This window comes from Antarctobacter sp., from assembly GCF_034670325.1.
Lineage (GTDB): Bacteria > Pseudomonadota > Alphaproteobacteria > Rhodobacterales > Rhodobacteraceae > Antarctobacter.
Map to the genome: position 1 here is coordinate 481,873 of NZ_JAXMNR010000002.1, position 18,613 is coordinate 500,485.

16 protein-coding genes are annotated in these 18,613 nt (G+C 64.4%); 5 read left to right on the forward strand and 11 right to left on the reverse strand.

Annotated features, from left to right (window positions below; genetic code table 11):
• Positions 1–10: 10 nt before the first annotated feature.
• The 4 genes from hflX to trkA form a co-directional block, all read right to left on the reverse strand.
• Positions 11–1,294 carry a GTPase HflX gene (gene hflX / locus VOI21_RS07455; protein WP_416358962.1) on the reverse strand — a complete coding sequence of 428 codons (1,284 nt, stop codon included), beginning with the start codon at positions 1,292–1,294 and terminating at the stop codon, positions 11–13.
• Positions 1,291–1,530 carry an RNA chaperone Hfq gene (hfq, locus tag VOI21_RS07460; protein WP_023849333.1) on the reverse strand — a complete coding sequence of 80 codons (240 nt, stop codon included), beginning with the start codon at positions 1,528–1,530 and terminating at the stop codon, positions 1,291–1,293. The genes hflX and hfq overlap by 4 nt, the downstream gene beginning before the upstream one ends.
• Positions 1,531–1,666: 136 nt before the next feature.
• The gene (locus tag VOI21_RS07465; RefSeq protein WP_323769161.1) at positions 1,667–3,175 is read right to left on the reverse strand and encodes a TrkH family potassium uptake protein; all 1,509 of its coding nucleotides are present in this window, start codon (positions 3,173–3,175) and stop codon (positions 1,667–1,669) included.
• A 69-nt stretch (positions 3,176–3,244) separates the two neighbouring features.
• Positions 3,245–4,621, reverse strand: a complete 1,377-nt coding sequence (gene trkA / locus VOI21_RS07470; protein WP_323769162.1) for a Trk system potassium transporter TrkA — start codon at positions 4,619–4,621, stop codon at positions 3,245–3,247.
• 125 nt (positions 4,622–4,746) lie between these two features.
• On the opposite strand from trkA, the gene VOI21_RS07475 reads away from it, so the two are divergent.
• Positions 4,747–5,214, forward strand: a complete 468-nt coding sequence (locus VOI21_RS07475; protein WP_323769163.1) for a GNAT family N-acetyltransferase — start codon at positions 4,747–4,749, stop codon at positions 5,212–5,214.
• Between the two features lie 297 nt (positions 5,215–5,511).
• Here the strand turns inward: VOI21_RS07475 and VOI21_RS07480 are convergent, their stop codons facing one another.
• The 6 genes from VOI21_RS07480 to dusB all read right to left on the reverse strand — a co-directional run bounded on the left by VOI21_RS07480 (position 5,512) and on the right by dusB (position 13,384).
• On the reverse strand, positions 5,512–6,105 hold the full coding sequence (locus VOI21_RS07480) for a hypothetical protein (protein ID WP_323769164.1): 594 nt from the start codon (positions 6,103–6,105) through the stop codon (positions 5,512–5,514).
• Between the two features lie 15 nt (positions 6,106–6,120).
• Positions 6,121–7,536, reverse strand: coding sequence for a sigma-54 dependent transcriptional regulator (locus tag VOI21_RS07485; RefSeq protein ID WP_323769165.1), 1,416 nt, complete (start codon positions 7,534–7,536; stop codon positions 6,121–6,123).
• 24 nt (positions 7,537–7,560) lie between these two features.
• Entirely contained in the window at positions 7,561–9,819 is a 2,259-nt protein-coding gene (locus VOI21_RS07490) for a PAS domain-containing sensor histidine kinase (protein ID WP_323769166.1), read from the reverse strand.
• A gap of 131 nt (positions 9,820–9,950) precedes the next feature.
• Positions 9,951–11,321 carry a response regulator gene (locus tag VOI21_RS07495; protein ID WP_323769167.1) on the reverse strand — a complete coding sequence of 457 codons (1,371 nt, stop codon included), beginning with the start codon at positions 11,319–11,321 and terminating at the stop codon, positions 9,951–9,953.
• Positions 11,322–12,404: a two-component system sensor histidine kinase NtrB gene (locus tag VOI21_RS07500; RefSeq protein ID WP_323769168.1), complete on the reverse strand. Its 1,083-nt coding sequence runs from the start codon at positions 12,402–12,404 to the stop codon at positions 11,322–11,324.
• The gene (gene dusB, locus VOI21_RS07505) at positions 12,404–13,384 is read right to left on the reverse strand and encodes a tRNA dihydrouridine synthase DusB (protein WP_323769169.1); all 981 of its coding nucleotides are present in this window, start codon (positions 13,382–13,384) and stop codon (positions 12,404–12,406) included. The genes VOI21_RS07500 and dusB overlap by 1 nt, the downstream gene beginning before the upstream one ends.
• A 197-nt stretch (positions 13,385–13,581) precedes the next feature.
• On the opposite strand from dusB, the gene VOI21_RS07510 reads away from it, so the two are divergent.
• From VOI21_RS07510 to VOI21_RS07525, 4 genes are all read left to right on the forward strand, one after another.
• Positions 13,582–14,712 carry a bifunctional 2-C-methyl-D-erythritol 4-phosphate cytidylyltransferase/2-C-methyl-D-erythritol 2,4-cyclodiphosphate synthase gene (locus tag VOI21_RS07510; protein ID WP_323769273.1) on the forward strand — a complete coding sequence of 377 codons (1,131 nt, stop codon included), beginning with the start codon at positions 13,582–13,584 and terminating at the stop codon, positions 14,710–14,712.
• On the forward strand, positions 14,709–15,194 hold the full coding sequence (locus VOI21_RS07515; RefSeq protein WP_323769170.1) for a phosphatidylglycerophosphatase A: 486 nt from the start codon (positions 14,709–14,711) through the stop codon (positions 15,192–15,194). Before VOI21_RS07510 ends, VOI21_RS07515 begins: the two co-directional genes overlap by 4 nt.
• The gene (locus VOI21_RS07520) at positions 15,191–15,658 is read left to right on the forward strand and encodes a CinA family protein (protein ID WP_323769171.1); all 468 of its coding nucleotides are present in this window, start codon (positions 15,191–15,193) and stop codon (positions 15,656–15,658) included. The genes VOI21_RS07515 and VOI21_RS07520 overlap by 4 nt, the downstream gene beginning before the upstream one ends.
• A 343-nt stretch (positions 15,659–16,001) precedes the next feature.
• Positions 16,002–17,180: an ammonium transporter gene (locus VOI21_RS07525; protein ID WP_323769172.1), complete on the forward strand. Its 1,179-nt coding sequence runs from the start codon at positions 16,002–16,004 to the stop codon at positions 17,178–17,180.
• A gap of 146 nt (positions 17,181–17,326) precedes the next feature.
• Here the strand turns inward: VOI21_RS07525 and VOI21_RS07530 are convergent, their stop codons facing one another.
• A complete protein-coding gene (locus VOI21_RS07530; RefSeq protein ID WP_323769173.1) occupies positions 17,327–18,595 on the reverse strand; it encodes an MmgE/PrpD family protein in 1,269 nt (422 codons plus the stop codon).
• Positions 18,596–18,613: the final 18 nt, after the last annotated feature.

The window sequence follows — 18,613 nt, forward strand, 5'->3', positions numbered from 1 at the left end:
ATCCTTGTCCTCAGTCCTTGTCCATCGCCTCGAACCGGGCGCGGTCGCGGGGGGACCATTTGACGGCGATGTGAAAGCCGTCTTCTTCCTGACGCTCATCCTCGACCAAAGACTTTTCGAACAACCACGCGCGTTTGCGCCCCTCGTCAAAGCCCAGCACCAGATCGTCGTGCAGCCGTTCGCCGTCCAGCGCGGCGGTCACCGACTCCAGAAAGCTGTCCAGTCCCTCGCCCGTCAGCGCCGAGACCGCAAAAACCGCAGGATCACGCGCGGCGCGCTGGCGCACCGCCTGTACCTCTTCCGGCTCCAGCCGGTCGAGTTTGTTCCAAAGCTCGAGCTGTGTGGTTTCCTCTTCTACCCCAAGGCTTTCGAGGATGGTGCGCACGTCCTTGGCCTGCTCTTCCGACTCGGGGTGCGAGATGTCGCGCACATGCACCACCACATCTGCGGCCAGCACCTCTTCGAGGGTGGCACGGAAGGCGGCGACCAGTTCGGTCGGCAGATCAGAGATGAAACCAACCGTATCGGACAGGATCACATCCGCCCCGGTGGGCAGACGCACCGCCCGCATGGTCGGGTCCAGCGTGGCAAAGAGCATGTCCTTGGCCATCACATCCGCGCCGGTCAACCGGTTGAACAGCGTGGATTTTCCGGCGTTGGTATAGCCCACCAGCGCGACAATCGGATAAGGCACCTTGGCGCGCGCCTTGCGGTGCAATTCGCGGGTGCGCACCACTTTGTCCAACTGGCGGCGCAGGCGCACCAGTTGTTCGTCGATGGCGCGTCTGTCCGCCTCGATCTGGGTCTCGCCGGGGCCGCCGACGAATCCCAATCCGCCACGTTGCCGTTCAAGGTGGGTCCAGGCCCGCACAAGGCGGGTGCGCTGATAGCTGAGATGCGCCATCTCGACCTGCAACACCCCTTCGCGGGTGGCGGCCCGGTCCGAGAAAATTTCCAGAATAAGCCCGGTCCGGTCGAGCAGTTTGACCTTCCACGTCTTTTCAAGATTGCGCTGCTGCACCGGGGTCACCGGGCCGTCGACCAGCACAAGTTCGATGTCCTGCGCCTCGAACAGGGCGCGCAACTCTTCGATCTTGCCAGTGCCGAACAGCGCGCCCGCATGGGGGCGCGGCAGGGGCACGATTGTATCACCCACGACTTCCAGCCCCGGCAAGGCATGTGCCAGCGACACGACCTCATCCAAGGCCATCCGGGCGTTACGCCGGTCCTTGTCGTTCTTGATATCGGGATGCAGGACCCAAGCGCGGGTCACAGGTGCTGCGTGTTCCTTCACGCGTCCCCTTCGCCGTCATACAGATTGATCGGCTGGCTGGGCATGATGGTCGAAATTGCGTGCTTGTAGACAAGCTGCGACTGCCCGTCGCGACGCAACAGGACGCAGAAATTGTCGAACCAGGTGATAACACCTTGCAGTTTGACCCCGTTGATCAGGAATACCGTCACGGGAACCTTTGTCTTGCGAACGTGATTAAGAAATGCGTCCTGCAGGTTCTGTCTGTCAGAAGCCATTGAATTGCCTTTATTCTTGCCGGGCCCGCGCGCCGGGCCGCCCTCGTTTTGACAAGTATGGTATGCCCGCGCGGGAGTTTCCAGCCGAAAATCCCTGAATCCTGCAGGCGCTGGTCCGACTCATGTGTTCGCGCAACTAGTCGCGCCACAAGTCCGGACTGATCATGACGATAATCGCGAGCAGTTCCAGCCGCCCCAGCACCATCGCCCCGCAAAGAATCAGCTGCGCGTCCCACCGCATCGCGGCAAGGTCTATGGGCGTCGCCGAGGCAGCCCCGATCAGCGGGCCGGTGTTGGACAGCGTGGCAATGGTCAGCACGATGGCGCGTTCGAAATCGACACCATACAGGCCAAGCACCATGGTCAGACCCGCCAGCGTGATGGCGAAGAACATGAAAAAGACCCATGCGATAAACGCCCCTTCGCGGCGAATCCTGCGGCCCATCGGTCCGGCGCGTCCGACCGAATGCGGGTGGACCAGCCTTTCGATCTCACGCTTGCCGTTGAGGTACAGCGCATAGACGCGCATCAGCTTGACCCCGCCTGCCGTGGTCGCCACGCCGCCGCCGACCAGCGCCAGACCCATCAGGATGATCCCCGGCGTCGGCAGGCCGGACCAGTCCTGCGCCGTGTCCCAGTCGCCGCTGACAAAGCCGGTGGTGGTCAGGAAGGAGGCGGCGGTGAACAGCCCGCCCCAGAGCGCGCGGAGCCCCGCGATCCAGTTCTGTTCCTCGCCCACCTCGAAGGAGGCAACCCAGTGGCGCACAAACAGCAGCAAGGGCACCGCAACCACGATGATCACGCCCAGCCGGAATTCGGGGTCGAAATACAGCCCCCGCTCCTGCCGGGTGTCGGTCGAAAAGGTCATCCGCGACAGGGCGAAGAAGAAGAAACAGAACAGCACCATCTCGCCGCCCAGCCCGCTGGGGGCGACACCCAGCGACGACAGCGGCGTGATCCCCGAGGTCGACAGGATCGACATCGCGTGGCTCAGCGCCACCAGCGGCGGATCGCCCGCCACCAGCAACATCACCGTCAGCGCCAGCGTCAGACCGGCATAGATCGGGAACAGCGTCTCGGCGCTGCGCATCAGGCGCTGGCTTGGCGAGGTGGGGCCGGAATTCATCGCGCCCTCGGCCATGGACTGGCCGGGCTCGCCGCTGGCGGTCACCTCAAAGCCCCCCAGCGCCAAGGGGGCAAGGATGGCAGAGGCGGCGATCCACATCACCAGCCCGCCCATCCAGCCCACCTGCACCCGCCACAGATGTTCCGGCCCGGACAGGCGCGCGGCATCGAACAGCGTCGCCCCGGTGGTGGTAAAACAGGACACCATCTCGAAATAGGCGCTGCCAAAGCCGGTGGTGCGCACCGCCTCGTGGAAGGGCACCGCAAACATCAGCGGCAGAAAGACAAACCCCGCCGCCAGCGCCACCAACTGCCGCAGCGCGCTGTCGTTGTGGCGCTGGTTCCCCAGCGCCAGCGCCACCAGCCCGGTCAGGATCAATCCCAGCAGTGCGCCATAGAAAAAGGTCCGCGCGTCGTGGAAATCCTCGATGGCATAGGCAAAGGCGGCCGGCAAAAACATCGAGGCCGCGCCCAGCCCGGTCATCAGCAGAAACAACGGCATGCGGGCGATGGTGATCATCCGGCCCTCCCTGCTCTGGCGGACGGTCGCGGGAAGGCGATCACGGAGGTCATCTGCCCGGCCATGTGCCTAGAAGAAGTCAATCGAGACCTGCAACAGGCGCTCGACCTCCGGCACGTCCCCGGTCAGGGCAAAGATCACGATCTGGTCGCCTTCCTCGATCCGCAAGGTGCCGGTCGGCTTGACCACCTTGTCGCCCTTGCGGACCGCGCCCACCAGCACGCCCTCGGGGAAATCGATCTCACGGATCAGGCTACCCGCGATGGGCGAGGTCGACATGACCTCGGCCTCGATCACCTCGGCCTCGGCGTCACCGATGGAATAGACCTGACTGACGCGGCCATGCCGGATGTGCCGCAGGATCGAACTGACGGTGGTCGAGCGCGGGTTGATATAGGCATCAATCCCCAACGGCTCCATCAGCGGCACCAGCGTGGGGTCGTTGATCAGCGCGATCACCATCGGACAGCCAGCGGCCTTGGCCCGCACGGCGGCCAGCAGGTTGACCTTGTCGTCATCGGTCACACAGAGCGCCGCATCGGCCCGCGCCACCCCGGCCTCCACCAGCAGAGCGGCATCCAGCCCGTCGCCATGCAGCACGATGGTGCGTTCCAGTTCCTCGGCGGCGCGTTCGGCGTTTTTACGGTTGCGTTCGATCATCTTGGCGCGGATGCGGGTCTTGCCCGTCTCCAGCGCGCGCGCCACCGACAGGCCGACATTGCCGCCGCCGACAATCACCACCCGCTCTTGCTTGCGGTGCGCCTTGCCGAAAATCTCCATCGTGCGCTGCACGTCTTCGGAATGCACCATGACATAACAACTGTCGCCCTCGAACAGCTGGTCGCCGGATTCCGGGGCAAACAGCTGGCCCTCGCGGCGCACGCCCACCACCACCGACCGCAGGGTCGAGAAGAGATCGGTCAATTGCCGCAGCGGCGTGTTCACAATCGGACACCCCTCATCGATCGACAGGCCCATAAGCTGGGTCTTGCCATCCAGAAAGGTCTCGGTGTCAAAGGCCGCAGGCGCGGCCAACCGCTGCAACGCCGCCTCGGCCACTTCGCGTTCGGGGCTGATCACCACGTCGATCGGCAGATGATCACGCCGGTACAGGTCGGAGTAAATCGCCGTCAGATAACTTTCGGCGCGCAGGCGCGCGATCTTGCGCGGCACCTCGAACACAGAGTGCGCCACCTGACAGGTCACCATGTTGACCTCATCCGAATGGGTGGCGGCGATCACCATGTCCGCGTCGCGCGCCCCGGCCTTTTCCAGCACATCGGGGTATGAGGCGAACCCGGCGATTCCCTGCACATCCAGCGTATCGGTGGCGCGACGCACGAGGTCGGGGTTGTTGTCCACAACCGTGACGTCGTTGCGCTCTCCGGCAAGATGGCGGGCGATCTGCCAGCCGACCTGCCCTGCCCCGCAAATGATGACCTTCATGCGTTCCTGAGCCCGCTCATGCGCCGTGTCCCGGCGGTTGAGCCTATCGCTTCGCATGGGCAAAGAGCGCCGTCAACGGGCAGCCGGGTCTTGCACCACCACCCGGGGCCGCACACACTTGCACCATGATCCGGTTTTGTCCCGTCACCCGCGCCTGCCTGCGCCCGCTTTGCGCGCTAAAGGTCCACCCCGCGCAGCGCGACTTTGTGGCGCCAAGCGCCGTGACCATCGCGCAACAGGCCTATGAGCCGGGCAGCACGATACTGGGCATCTGGGAGGGCGACACTGCGGTCGGGCTGATGTCGATGATCCATTTCGGCCTGCCAGAGGCCGCACCCGACCCCGACAGCGGCATCTGTCCGGACATGTTCTACCTCTGGCGGCTGATCATCGATAAAAACCATCAGGGCAAAGGCCACGGACAGGCCGCCCTGCGCCATTTTCTCGACCTCGCCCGTGTCTCCGGACAACGCCGCGCAGCCCTCAGCGTGGTCGACGCCCCCGCCTCGGCCCTGCCGCTCTACCAAAGACACGGCTTTGACCGCACCGGACATGTCTCCAACGATGAGGTCCTCTTGGCGCGCGCCCTCTGAGCCCGCCATCGGTCGCGCCTGTTCCCCGGAGCCATCTCTCGCTTGATGCCGAAAAGAGCCATCCGGGGGCGGGAGACAAGGGGGCGCAGCCCCGCGCTTGCGCGGCTTGCCCTTGTCGCCCGTGCCCGGGTGGTTCAGGCAGCAAGAAAGCGAGCGATGGCTCCGGGGAACAGGCGTGTTGTTCACGGGGGAATCGCACAGCGGAAAACGCGCCGCCAGGCGCGACTCAGTGGGGCTGGCGGGCGGGCGATGTTGCGGCCCCCAGGGGCCGTGACGAGTCCCGTCCGACGCCCCCGGTCACAGCCCGTCCTGCCGTTCGCGGCGTTTGCGTTTCATGGCAAAGACATCGGCGCGCCGCATCCATCGGTATTTCGGATCGTCGGCAACCCGCCCGAACCACAGCCGCCCCTGCCCCTGCCGCCAGGGGTCCAGCACCAGCCCCGAAGCCATCGGCGCCCCGCGGGCCGAGACGATCACCGTCGAATGCTCGATCCGCAGGGTGTCGGCATTGGCGATGGCCCGGTGCAGGCTCAGGCTTTGCAGCCGTTCCTGCCGCAGCCGCACCTCAAGATCTTCGGCCCAGTGTTTGCACAGCCCGCGCGGTTTCACCCCGGTGTTGACCTTGATGTTGTGTACCAGCGGCGGGTCCACCACGTCCCACTCACGCGCCCAGACCAGCGGTTCATTCACCGCGATCCGCGCCACGGCGGCAGCCTCGTCGGGGGCCACATCCGGTCCCAGCGCCAGAACCGCCCGTTCCACCGCCGCTATCTTGTCTGACCGGCTGGACTGGCTGGCGGCGAATGACCGAGCCGGTTCCCGGGCCGGGGCGGCGCAGCCCGCCAGCGCAAGACCGCCCATCACCAATGCCCCGCGTCGCGTCACATACATCCCGCGCCCTCCGCGTCAGGTGGCTTCGGTAAAGCTGCCGTCCACCCGCGCTATCCGCGCGCCGGACTTGGCCGAGGTCACAACCCCCAGCGACTTCAGCTTGCGGTGCAGGGCCGAGCGTTCCATCCCCACAAACGACGCGGTGCGAGAGATATTGCCGCCGAACCGGTTGATCTGGGTCAGCAGGTATTCGCGCTCGAACGCCTCGCGCGCCTCGCGCAGAGGCAGGGTGGCCAGCGTGCCGGACAGCACCACCCGGTCTTCCGCACCCTCACCCGGCGTGCTTTCCTGTGGCAGTTCGCGGGCCTCGATCGGGCCGGTGCCATCGCCAAGGATCAGCACCCGTTCCACAAGGTTCTTGAGCTGGCGCACGTTGCCGGGCCAGGTCATGGTCTGCATCAGGGCCACCGCCTCTTCGGTCATCTGGCGCAGCGGCAGGCCCTGGGCGCGGTTGCACTGTTCGATGAAATGATCGGCCAGCACCGGGATATCCTCACGCCGTTCGGCCAAGGAGGGCACCGCGATCGGCACTACGTTCAGGCGGTGATACAGTTCCTCGCGGAAGCGACCGGCGGCAATCTCTGTCTGCAAATCGCGGTTGGTCGATGAGATCACCCGCAGGTCGACGCGCACCTTGTCGTTGCCACCCACGCGGGTGAACTGCTGGTCGACCAGCACGCGCAGGATCTTGGACTGGGTGCCGTTGGGCATGTCGGCCACTTCGTCGAAATAGACTACCCCGCCGTGCGCCTGTTCCAGCAGCCCCGGTTCGACCCCGCGCTTGGCAGTTTCGCGGCCAAAGAGCATGGCCTCCATCATGTCGGGTTCCACCCCGGCGCAGTTGACGGTGACAAAGGGGGCCTTGGCGCGGTTCGATTGGGCGTGGACATAGCGTGCCGCCACTTCCTTGCCCGCGCCCGCCGGGCCGGTCAACATCACCCGACCGTTGGATTTGGTCACCTTGTCCAACTGGCTGATCAGCGCGCGGAAGGCGGCGCTGTCGCCGATCATCTCGGCGGATTTCACCTCACCGCGCTTGAGCTGCTGGTTCTCGCGCCGCAAGAGCGAGGTTTCCATCGCGCGTCGGATCACCACCAGAAGCTGGTCGATGTTGAACGGCTTTTCGATAAAGTCGTAGGCCCCCTGCTTGATCGCCGCCACCGCGATCTCGATGTTGCCATGACCGGAAATGATCACCACCGGGATGTCGGGGTTGTCGCGTTTGACGGTCTTGAGAATGTCGATCCCGTCCATCTTGCTGTCTTTCAGCCAGATATCGAGGATCAGCAGCGCGGGCGGTTCGGCGTTGATCTCGGTCATCGCCTCCTGGCTGTTGGCGGCCAGCCGGGTCGCAAACCCTTCGTCCTCAAGGATATCCCCGATCAACTCACGGATATCGCGCTCGTCGTCGACAATCAGGATGTCACTCATGTCTGCCCTCTCATTCGCTGGTACTCACACACCTTCCAAAGCATCGGCGCGTGGCGCGTCAGCTGCAGGGTTCAGCGGCAGCCGGATGACTGCCATGGCGCCCGCATGGGCGCCCTCGGCAAAGGCCGGTGCGTCTTCCAGCACCAGCGTTCCGCCATGTTCCTCGATGATCTTCTTGACGATCGGCAGGCCAAGGCCGGTGCCCTTGTCGCGCGTCGTCACATAGGGTTCGAACAGCCGCGCCCGGTCTTCGGGCAGACCGATGCCGTTGTCCATGATGCGGATTTCCGCGCGCCCGTCCGCGGCCACCTTGGCGGTGACGCGGATCTCTGGCCGGTGGCCGTCCGGAGCGCCGTTTTCGTGCAAGCTCTCGATCGCCTCGCCCGCGTTCTTGATCAGGTTCAGCAGGGCCTGCCCGCCAATCATGTCGGCATCCAGATCGGCCCACATCGGCTGCTCGGGGATGTCCATGACGAAATGCACGGTCGGCTGCCCGGCCTCCTGCAACAGAACCGCATGTCGCAGCAGCGCGCCCAGATCCTCTGGCTTGCGGTTGGGTTCCGGCATACGGGCGAACTCGGAAAACTCATCGACGATGCGTTTGAGCGTTTCGGTCTGGCGCACGATGCGGTCTGTCAGGTCGCTGACCTTTTCGGTGTCGCGCTCTTCGAGCTTGCCCGCGAAGCTGCGCTTGATGCGTTCGGCGGAGAGTTTGATCGGCGTCAGCGGGTTCTTGATCTCATGCGCGATGCGGCGCGCCACGTCGCCCCATGCGGCCATGCGCTGCGCGCTGACCAGATCGGTCACGTCGTCAAAGGCCAGCACATACCCCTCTAGCGAGCGGTCCTTGCGCCGACGGGTCGACAGCCGCACCAGCAGATGTTCCAGCTGGCCCTCGCGGCTGACCTTGATCTCTTGCTGGGCCGTTTCCAGCCCGTCCTGCCGCAGCCGGTCAAACAGCGCACCAAATTCGGGCACCGCCACCGTCATCGGCACCGAGCGGTGGGTTTCATGCCAGCCCAGCAGCCGTTCCGCCGAGCGGTTCACAAAGGTCACCTTGCCTTCGGCATCCAGGCCCACAACCCCCGAAGTGACAGAGGACAGCACGGAATCGAACAGCCGCTGACGGCGTTCGATCTGGCGGGTGTTTTCCAGCAGCGTCTCGCGCTGCGCCTTCAACTGGCGGGTCATTTGGTTGAAGTAGCGGCCGAGCATCGAAATCTCGTCGTCGCCCTCTTCTTCCTGCACCTGCACGTCGAGATCGCCAGAGCCAACCTGTTGCGCCGCCCCCGTCAGACGCCCGACCGGGCGGCTGAGTCGTTCGGCGAACCACAAGCCCGCCCATGTCGCCGCAAGGATCAGCAGCACCGCAAACCCCAGATAGAGCAGCGCGAAATCGAACAGCCGCCTGCCCCGCTCACTTTCCTGTTGCTGGTAAAAGCGCGCGGTTTCCTGCGTCTCATCCAGCAGGTTAAGGATCTGCCCGTCCACCTGACGACTGACATAGAGATACCGGTCGGCAAAGGCGGCCAGCGGCAGCAGCGCGCGCAGCTCATTGTTGTCCCAGTCGGGAATGACCGAGATCCCTTCGGCGTCGGCACGCAGGAAATCCGCCGCCAGGGGTTTCTCGAAATCGAAAAGGTAAGACCGTTCGCCCCGTGCGCGGATATCGCCCGCGCTGTTGATCACATAGGCCTCGCGCAGCCCGCGCTGAATCTGGCTTTGCCCCTGACTGAGGATCTGCCGCAATTCGCCGTCGTCCATGACAAAGTTGCGGCGGCGGTTCTCATCGAGAAAGGCGCCAAGCGCGCGCGCGTCCTGGATCAGTCCCGCGCGGCTTTCCTCTTCGTAGGCTTCGGCAGCGGAAAGCGAGGCCCCGACCACGTTCTGCACCCGGCTGGAAAACCACGTCTCCAGCCCGATGTTGATGGTCAGCACCGCAAAAACCGCCACCGTGACCGTCGGCAACAAGGCCATCATGGCAAAGGCCGCGGTCAACCGCAGGTGCAGGCGGGAACCCGCCGATTGCGCCCGCCGGTCGGCCACCATGCGTGCGACGCGGGCCAGAACAAGCGCCGCCAGCAGCAGCACATAGACAAGATCAGCCAGCAAAACGAGTCGCAGGCTGAACGCCGCCGCCTTTTGGTCAAGTGGTCCCAGCACCATGAAGGTCGCCAAGGCCAGCATCGGACCCAGCGCCACCAGCAACAGGGTGACGACATTCTGAAAAAGCCGCGTCCGACGCAGGCGCGTAAACAGCGCCCAGGTCGGAGACCGGAACATGGTGCGTGCCCGCGTGGCCACAGCCAACCCTCATTAATGTGCCGCACCTGGGGGACCAGATGACGGCAACCGCCATTTATTGCGACCTTCTCACCACGGCGAGGCGGCGGGGTCACACATATGTGGCTGTTTTACATCAATTTGCGGCGGCGTGTCACGCGAATATCCAGGTCAGTGATCTTCTTGCGCAAAGTATTGCGGTTGATGCCCAGCAGGTCGGCGCATTTTGCCTGATTGCCACCCGTGGCCTCCAGCGCGATCTCGATCAGCGGGGCCTCGACCTCGCGTACGATCCGGCCATACAGGCCCGGCGGCGGCAGCATCGCGCCATGCAGGTCGAAATAGCGCCGCAGGTGGCGGCCCACGCTTTCGCCCAGTTTATCGCTGTCGCCCCCGCGCAGGACCGGGCCGGTTTCCGGCTGGTTGCCCAGAACCGCCTCGACCTCGGCGCGGGTGATTTCCTCGGCGCGGCTGGTCAGGCTGAGACGGCGCACCGCGTTTTCAAGCTGGCGCACGTTGCCGGGCCAGGAATAGACCCGGAACAGCTCTGCCGCGCCTTCGGACAGCCAGCGTTTCGGCGCGCCTTCGCGTTCCGCCCGTCCCAGAAAATGCTCGGCCAAAAGCGGAATATCCTCGACCCGTTCACGCAGGCCCGGCACGGCGATGGCCGCCCCGTCCAGCCGGTAAAACAGGTCCTGCCGCACCTTGCCGTCCTCGATCAGCGACTGGGGATCGTGCTGCGACGAGGCCAGAAAGCGCGGCACGTGATCGCCCGGCACATCCATCATGCGCACGATACGGGCCTGAATCTCATCGGAAATATCAGCGATTTCATCAATCAGAAGCGTGCCGCCCTTGACCCGAGCCAAGACCCGCGCCGGACCGTCCAGATCCGCCAGATCAGAACCGTTCACCGTCACGAAAGGCAGCGTCCGACGGTCGCTGAAGTCATGCAGCGCGCGGGCGATCAGCGATTTTCCGGTGCCGCTTTCGCCAGTGATCAAGACCGGCAGGTCGGTGTTCATCACCCGCGCCACAAGCCGGTAAAGCCCCTGCATGGCGGGTGTCTTGCCCACCAGCGGCAGCTCATCGGGTTCATCCGCGCCGACCACCGGTTCCTCGCGCCGGGGTGCGCGGTTGCGGTTCTCCAGCGCCCGCGCGGTGCGTTTCATCAGGTCGGGCAGGTCAAAGGGCTTGGGCAGGTAGTCATAGGCCTCTGCCTCTGCCGCCTGAATCGCCGTCATGATGGTGTTTTGCGCAGAGATCACGATCACCGGCAGACCGGGGCGGTCCTCGGCGATTTTTGGCAGCATTTCCAGCCCGTTGCCATCCGGCATGACCACATCAGAGATCACCACGTCGCCCTTGCCCTCACTCACCCAGCGCATCAGCGTCGTCAGGCTGGAGGTGGCGTGGACCTTGCAGCCAGCGCGGGTCAGGGCTTGTGTCAGAACCGTGCGGATCGTGCGGTCATCATCCGCTACCAGAACAGTACCATCCATTTACGTGCTCTCCTTTGGTGCCGCAGGTGCGCGCGGCAACGATATGCGAAACACCGTCCGCCCCGGGACGCTGTCGACAGAAATCCACCCGTCGTGGTCGGAAATGATCTTGCTCACCAGCGCAAGGCCAAGCCCGGTGCCGTTCTCCCGGCCCGACACGAAGGGGTCAAAGATGTCGCCCTTGATGTCGGGCGGCAGGCCCGGCCCGTCGTCGATGATCTCGACCTGCAGCGGCAGGGTCTGCCCCGACCCGTCCGCGCGGCGCAGGCGAAAACTGTGCTCATAGAAAGTGTGCAGGCGGATCGTGCCCCCCTCCCGTGGGTCCGCCGCCTCCGAGGCGTTCTTGATGAGGTTCAGCACCACCTGCAAAAGCTGGTCAGGATCGCCAAGGGCCATGGGCAACGAGGGATCGTAATCCTCGATGATCTTCATGTGCGCGCCGTATCCCAACAGCGAAGAGCGCCGCGCGCGGTCCAGAACGTCGTGGATATTGACCTCGCGCCGCTCTGGCGCCGACAGATTGCCGAATTGTTCGACCTGCTCCAGCAGTTTGACGATGCGGCGGGTCTCAGCCACGATAAGATCCGTAAATTCAAGATCTTCCGGCCCAAGGCTCATGCTGAGCAACTGGGCCGCCCCGGCAATGCCCGCCAGCGGGTTCTTGATCTCATGGGCCAGCATCTCGGCCATGCCAATCGCCGATTTGGCCGCCGATTTGACCGAATGGCTTTGCGTCATGCGGCCCGCCAGTTCGCGCGGGCTGATCAGCATGATCATCCAACCCGGCTTGCCTGCCAGCGGCGAGATTTGCAGGTTGCACACCAGCGGCGGGCGGCTTCCGGTGCCCACGTCCACGTCATTGACGAACAGCGGCGTGCCCTGCCCTCGGGCGCGGGCAAAGCTTTCCTCCAGCGGCGCATCCACCGCCAGACGGTCCCAGATTGGCTGGCCGGTCAGCCATTTGGCCGAGTTGTTCATGAACCCTTCGGCAGCCGGGTTCAGATCGCCGATCCGGTCGTCCTCGTCGATCAGGATCGCCGGAACCGGAAGCGACGACCAGATGTTAAGGTCCTGCTCTTCCATCACGCGGCCTCCGCCTCGGCGGACAACGCCTCTGGCAGCAGGTGCAGAACGGCCCGCGGATCGCGCTCCGTCAGCAAGCGCTTGCGCAGGGCGGGTGGCGTGTTCGCGGCATCCATGTACCAGCCAAGGTGTTTGCGCGCGACGCGGTAGCCCAGCGTCGCACCGTAAAAGCCCAGCATCGCCTCGTAATGACCGCTGACCATGTCGATCAGCGCTCGACCCTGTGGCACCTCCGGTTTGCGCGCGCCGTATAAGGCATGCGCCACCTCTGCCAGCCGCCACGGGGCGCCTTGCGCCCCGCGTCCGATCATGACGCCATCCGCCCCGGACAGCCGCAACGCCTCACGCGCGGTTGGGGCACTGATCACATCTCCATTTGCGATAACAGGCACTTGCACCGCGTTCTTCACCTCTTGAATGGCGGCCCAGTCGGCCGCGCCTTTGTAAAACTGACAGCGTGTGCGGCCATGAATGACGATCATCTTCACCCCCGCAGATTCGGCCCTTCGGGCGAGATCCGGCGCGTTCAGGCTGTCCAAATCCCACCCCAGCCGCGTCTTCAGCGTCACTGGCAGGTCCACCGCGTTCACCACAGCCTCGACCAGCCGCAGCGCATGGTCCGGTGCCCGCATCAGCGCCGACCCGGACCAGCCGCCGGTGACTTTCTTGGCCGGGCAGCCCATGTTGATGTCGATCACCCGCGCGCCCATGTCGGCCACCCGGCGTGCGGCCTCGGCCATGGGTTCCGGCTCTCGCCCGGCGATCTGGACGGAGGTGTTCTCGATCTGCGCGCCAAGCTCTGCCTTTTCACGCGTTCCCGGACGTGCGGTCAGGAATTCGCCACTGGCGATCATCTCGGACACGACGAGACCAGCGCCAAAGCGCGAAACGAGCGTACGAAACGGCAGATCGGTGATTCCCGCCAGCGGGGCCAGCAAAACGGGGTCGGTGATCCGCCGATCTCCAAGATCAAAGCCCAAATGCCCAGTCCTTGTGCGATGGCGAGTGAGTGTCCTCTGGTGGTCAGATTTATGGGAAACCAGCGTTTTCTACAATCTGTCAGGCCCTTTTTCCGGGCGCACCCGCACCGAGCGCCTAATAATTAGGCAAATCACCCGACAGATTGCACGGCACGGCGACAGCGCCTATGACAGAAGCCGGAATCGTCGGGCAGGCCATGCAAATTGGGATCATCATTGTTGCCGCGGGTCGTGGAACGCGGGCCGGCGGCGAACTTCCGAAGCAATGGCAGGATGTTGCGGGCCAATCTGTGGCACGCTGGACTCTGAAAGCCTTTGCCGGACGCGGCCCGGTTATCATGGTGATCCACCCCGACGACCAAGCTGAGGCCACGGCGGCGGCGCGGGACTTGGACGTGCGGCTGGTCCATGGCGGCGCAGATCGGTCGGCCTCTGTTCGTGCCGGGTTGGAGGCGCTGGCCAGCGACAAACCGGACAAGGTGCTGATTCACGATGTGGCTCGCCCCTGCGTCACGCCTGCGGTGATCGACGCGGTTCTGTCAGCGCTGGAGACCCATTCCGGCGCGGCCCCGGCCCTGCCTGTGACGGACGCGCTTTGGACCGGTGACGCGGGGTTGGTGTCAGGAACACGCGACCGCGCGGGGCTGCACCGGGCGCAGACGCCGCAAGGGTTTGATTTCGCGAAAATTCTGGCAGCCCACCGCGCCCATCCCGGCGGCGCGGCCGATGATGTCGCCGTCGCCCGGGCGGCGGGCATGGACGTGGCCATTGTGCCGGGGGATGAGGCCAACCTGAAAATCACCGCGCCCGAAGATTTTTCGCGCGCGACCAGACAGTTACGAGGACAAATGGATATTCGCCTGGGCAACGGCTTCGACGTGCACGCCTTCGAGGACGGCAGCCACGTCATCCTCTGCGGCGTCGAGGTGCCGCATACGCACAAACTCAAGGGCCATTCGGACGCCGACGTCGGCATGCACGCGATCACGGACGCCATCTATGGTGCATTGGCCGAGGGCGACATCGGTCGGCATTTTCCACCCTCGGACCCGCAGTGGAAAGGGGCCGCAAGCGCGATTTTCCTGCGCCACGCGGTTGATCTGGCCCGCTCGCGCGGTTTTGCGATCGGCAACATCGACCTGACGCTGATCTGCGAACGTCCGAAGATAGGCCCGCATGCCGCTGAAATGACATTGAAAATGTCGGAGATCATGGATTTGGACAGCACGCGTATCTCGATCAAGGCGACAACCTCAGAGCAGTTGGGCTTTACCGGCCGCGAAGAAGGCATCGCCGCGCTGGCCACTGCAACACTGGTGGCGTCATGAGATGGCTGGCATCGCTGGGCGGCGTCGGGTATCTGCGCCCCGCGCCGGGCACCTGGGGGTCACTGGCGGCGCTGCCGCTGGCCTACGGCGTGCATATGATCGGCGGCTTTTGGCTGCTGTTGGCTCTGACCGTGATTGCCTTTGGGTTGGGTTGGATCGCGGTGCGCAAGCTGACCGCCGAGGGCCATGGTGAAGACCCGTCATGGGTTGTGATCGACGAACTTGTTGGCCAGTGGATCGCCCTTTTTCCAGTAAGTTACGGCGCGATGTTGATGTCAGTCGATCTCTGGCGGCTGTGGCCCGGCTGGATCGCCGGTTTTGTGCTGTTCCGCCTGTTCGATATCTGGAAGCCTTGGATCATCCGCCACGTTGACCGTATGGGCACGCCTCTGGGTGTGATGCTGGACGACGTGTTGGCGGGCATCTTAGCCGGTTTGATCACGGTGGTTCTGGCCGGAATTTCGCATGGGATGTTGATGTGACCACCGCACGCCAGATCGTCGAGGTGGCGAGCCGAACGGGCCAGACCGTCACCACCGCCGAAAGCTGTACCGGCGGCAAGGTCGCCGCTGCGATCACCGATATCGCCGGTTCATCGGCGGTGTTCGAGCGCGGATTTGTGACCTACTCCAACCGCGCCAAGACCGAGATGCTGGGCGTGTCCCCCGCTACGCTGGAGGCACATGGCGCGGTCTCCGAAGAAGTTGTGCGCGAGATGGCTGTGGGCGCCCGCGCTTCGGCCGGGGCCGATGTGGCGGTCGCCATCAGCGGAATTGCAGGACCGGGTGGGTCCGAATTCAAGCCCGAGGGGCGGGTCTGCTACGGCTTGGCGACGGCAAAGGGCGTCACGGCCCAGACCATCGATCACGGGGCCTTGGGTCGCGCAGAGGTGCGTGCGGCGGCAACGGACCACGCGTTGCACCTGCTGTTGTCAGGGCTGGACTGAGCACGGCATCTGTCCGTCTTGGGTTGGGTTTCTGGGCGCCACCTCGTCGCCCTCCCAGACCCTCCGCCACTCGAAAGCATTGCGTCCGAAGCGGCCCGGCCTCAGCCCGATGCACATTTTTCAGGCTCTCAATTCTGTCACAAAGGCTCACTTTCCCATGGCAAGTGAGCCAACGCAGCCATCCTCTTTGCGCTAAAATTTAAGTCACGAATGGATATTTAAGCCCAATATTAGGGCAGTTTCTAAATTGATGGGATTTTGACCCACGAAAATGCCTCATGCTGCTTTTTTCCGCAGTGGAAATCCGCACTTTGCCCGCCAATCAAACGGAGGGATGAGGGATATGAACGGAGCGGATACCGCCTGGATCATCGTGGCAACGGCGCTGGTGCTGTTCATGACATTGCCGGGGCTGGCGCTGTTTTACGGCGGGCTTGTGCGGTCACGAAACGTGTTGAGCGTCTTCATGCATTGCTACGCCATCGCCTGCCTGATGAGCGTGCTGTGGTTTGTGGTCGGGTATTCCATCGCCTTCGGCGAGGGGAACGCGATCTGGGGCGGGCTGGACAAGGCCTTTTTGAACGGGATCACCGCCGACACGCTGGCGGGCACCCTGCCCGAGGTGCTGTTTTTTGCCTTCCAGATGACCTTTGCGATCATCACACCTGCGCTGATTGTCGGTGCCTATGTCGAGCGGGTTGGCTTTGGTTTTGTGCTGCTGTTCTCGGGCCTCTGGATGCTGCTGTGTTACGCGCCAGTTGTCCATTGGGTGTGGGGCGGCGGGATGCTGGCCGATGGCGGTATCTTTGGTGACAACGGCGTCAAGGATTTCGCGGGCGGCATCGTGGTGCACGAGACGGCGGGCCTAGCGGCGCTGTTGATCGCGTTCTTTTTGGGGCCGCGCAAGAACCATACCACACCGCCGCACAACCCCGGCTACGTGATGATCGGGGCGGCGATGCTCTGGGTTGGGTGGTTCGGCTTTAACGGTGGCTCGCAACTGGCGGCGGACGGAGGCGCGGCCATGGCGCTGACTGTCACACATCTGTCGGCGGCGGCGGCCTCGCTGTCTTGGGCGCTGTGGGAGCGGATCAAGTTCGGCAAGTCGTCGATGGTGGGCATGGTGACGGGGACGATTGCGGGGCTTGCCTCGATCACCCCGGCATCGGGCTTTGTCGGGCCGGTGCAGGCGCTGATCATCGGCGCTGTCGCGGGCATCCTGTGTCAGGAGGCGGTCAATCTGATCCGCAACAAGATGAAGATCGACGATACGCTGGATGTTTTTGCGGTCCACGGCGTCGGCGGGATCTTTGGGACGATCATGATTGCCGTTTTTGGGCTAGGGTCATGGGTGGCGCAGCTGGGGTCGCTGGCGGTGGTCGGGGTCTTTACCGTGGTGGTGACCGTGGTACTGATCTTTGTGGTCAAGGCGATCACGCCGCTGCGGGTCGATGATGAGACCGAGGTCAATGGCCTCGACATCGCCGTGCATGGTGAGCGGGCCTATGATCACGCGAGTTGATCCCTGACGGGTGCGATTTGAAAGCGGGCCCTGCGGGGCCCGTTTTTTTGTCCACGCGTGGACAGGAAACGGCTCTCGTAAAATCAAGGGGTTACAGAGGCGTTTTAACGGCTCGTTAACATCTCGCCCCAAAATACGCCGACAAATCACCCGGCGATTTCGGCGCTGAATGCTGCGCGATCACCGGACTCTATTGCCTGCCAGAGGGCGGCGGCGGAGTCGGTTCCTACCAATGCCGCCGCCTTGGCGCGCAGGCGATCGGCGCGGGCCTCCAACGGGATCGGGGCCTCAAGATCAAAATGCGCCTCATAGCTGCCGTCGGTGTCGAGCGTCACCAGGGCCTCGGTTTCCTTCAGGGTGTCGTCGGTTTGCACGGTCACGCGGTCGCGCAGGGCGGTGATCTGCGGATCGGCGCAGAGCGCGTCCGAATAGGTGTCCAGCGCGGCGGTGTCATGGCCCAGCAGCGCGAGGGCGGCAACCATGCGATAACTGAATTTCGCCTCAAGCCCGGTGCGCGGCGCGGCGATGTTGCAGACGGTCAGCCAGCGCGGATGGGTGGTGATGGTGATCGCTTTGACCTGTGTTGCGTCGGGGCGCGGCAACAGGGCCAGCGCCTCTAGCGTGGCGTGCAGACCGTGGCAGCAGGCGTGGTATTTGTGACTGAGGGTTTCCAGCAGCGCGCCGGGCGGCTGTGTCGTCTCACCGTCGCAGATGTGGGTCTGAACAAAGCCGTTGGTGGTGTCCAGCGCGTCGGGGTTGGAGATGAAGCCCTGCCCCGCCAGCCACGCCGCCTCGACCCCGTTTGACGCGGCGATCCCGGCGTTGAAGGGTTTGCCCATGGTGCCGAATTGCGATTTCAGGCCAGAGGCGCGGGTCGCGGTGAGACCGAGGGCATGGAGGGTCTGGTCTTCGGTCAGATCCATCAGTTGCGCAGCGGCGAGGCACGCGCCAAAGGCCCCGGCGGTGGCGGTCTGGTGATAGCCCGCCTGATAATGGCTGCGGCCAAAGCGCAGGCCAAACCGGATCGAGGCCTCTGCCCCAAGGCGGGCGGCGTCAAGGATCTGCGGCAGGGTCTTGGCGTAACGCTCACCGACTGCCAGCGCGGCGGGCAGGACGGCCACGGACGGGTGGCCGATATGGGCGAAATGGGTGTCGTCATAGTCCAGCGCATGTGAGGTCGCGCCATTGACCAGCGCAGCACCGCGCATCGGCGCGCGACCGCCGCCAATCAGGCTGGCTTGTGGCGCGCCGCCCTCATCCTCAATCAGGGCGCGGGTCAGGCGCGCGACCGGCTCTGCCTGTCCGGCGATGCCGCAGGCCGCCCAGTCCAGCGCCGACAGCGCCATGATGGCGCGGGCCGTATCGGTGTCGGCGGCGCGGGCGGCGTCGATGATCGGGGTAAAGGGAGATGTCATGGCGCGCTCCGGTCTGTG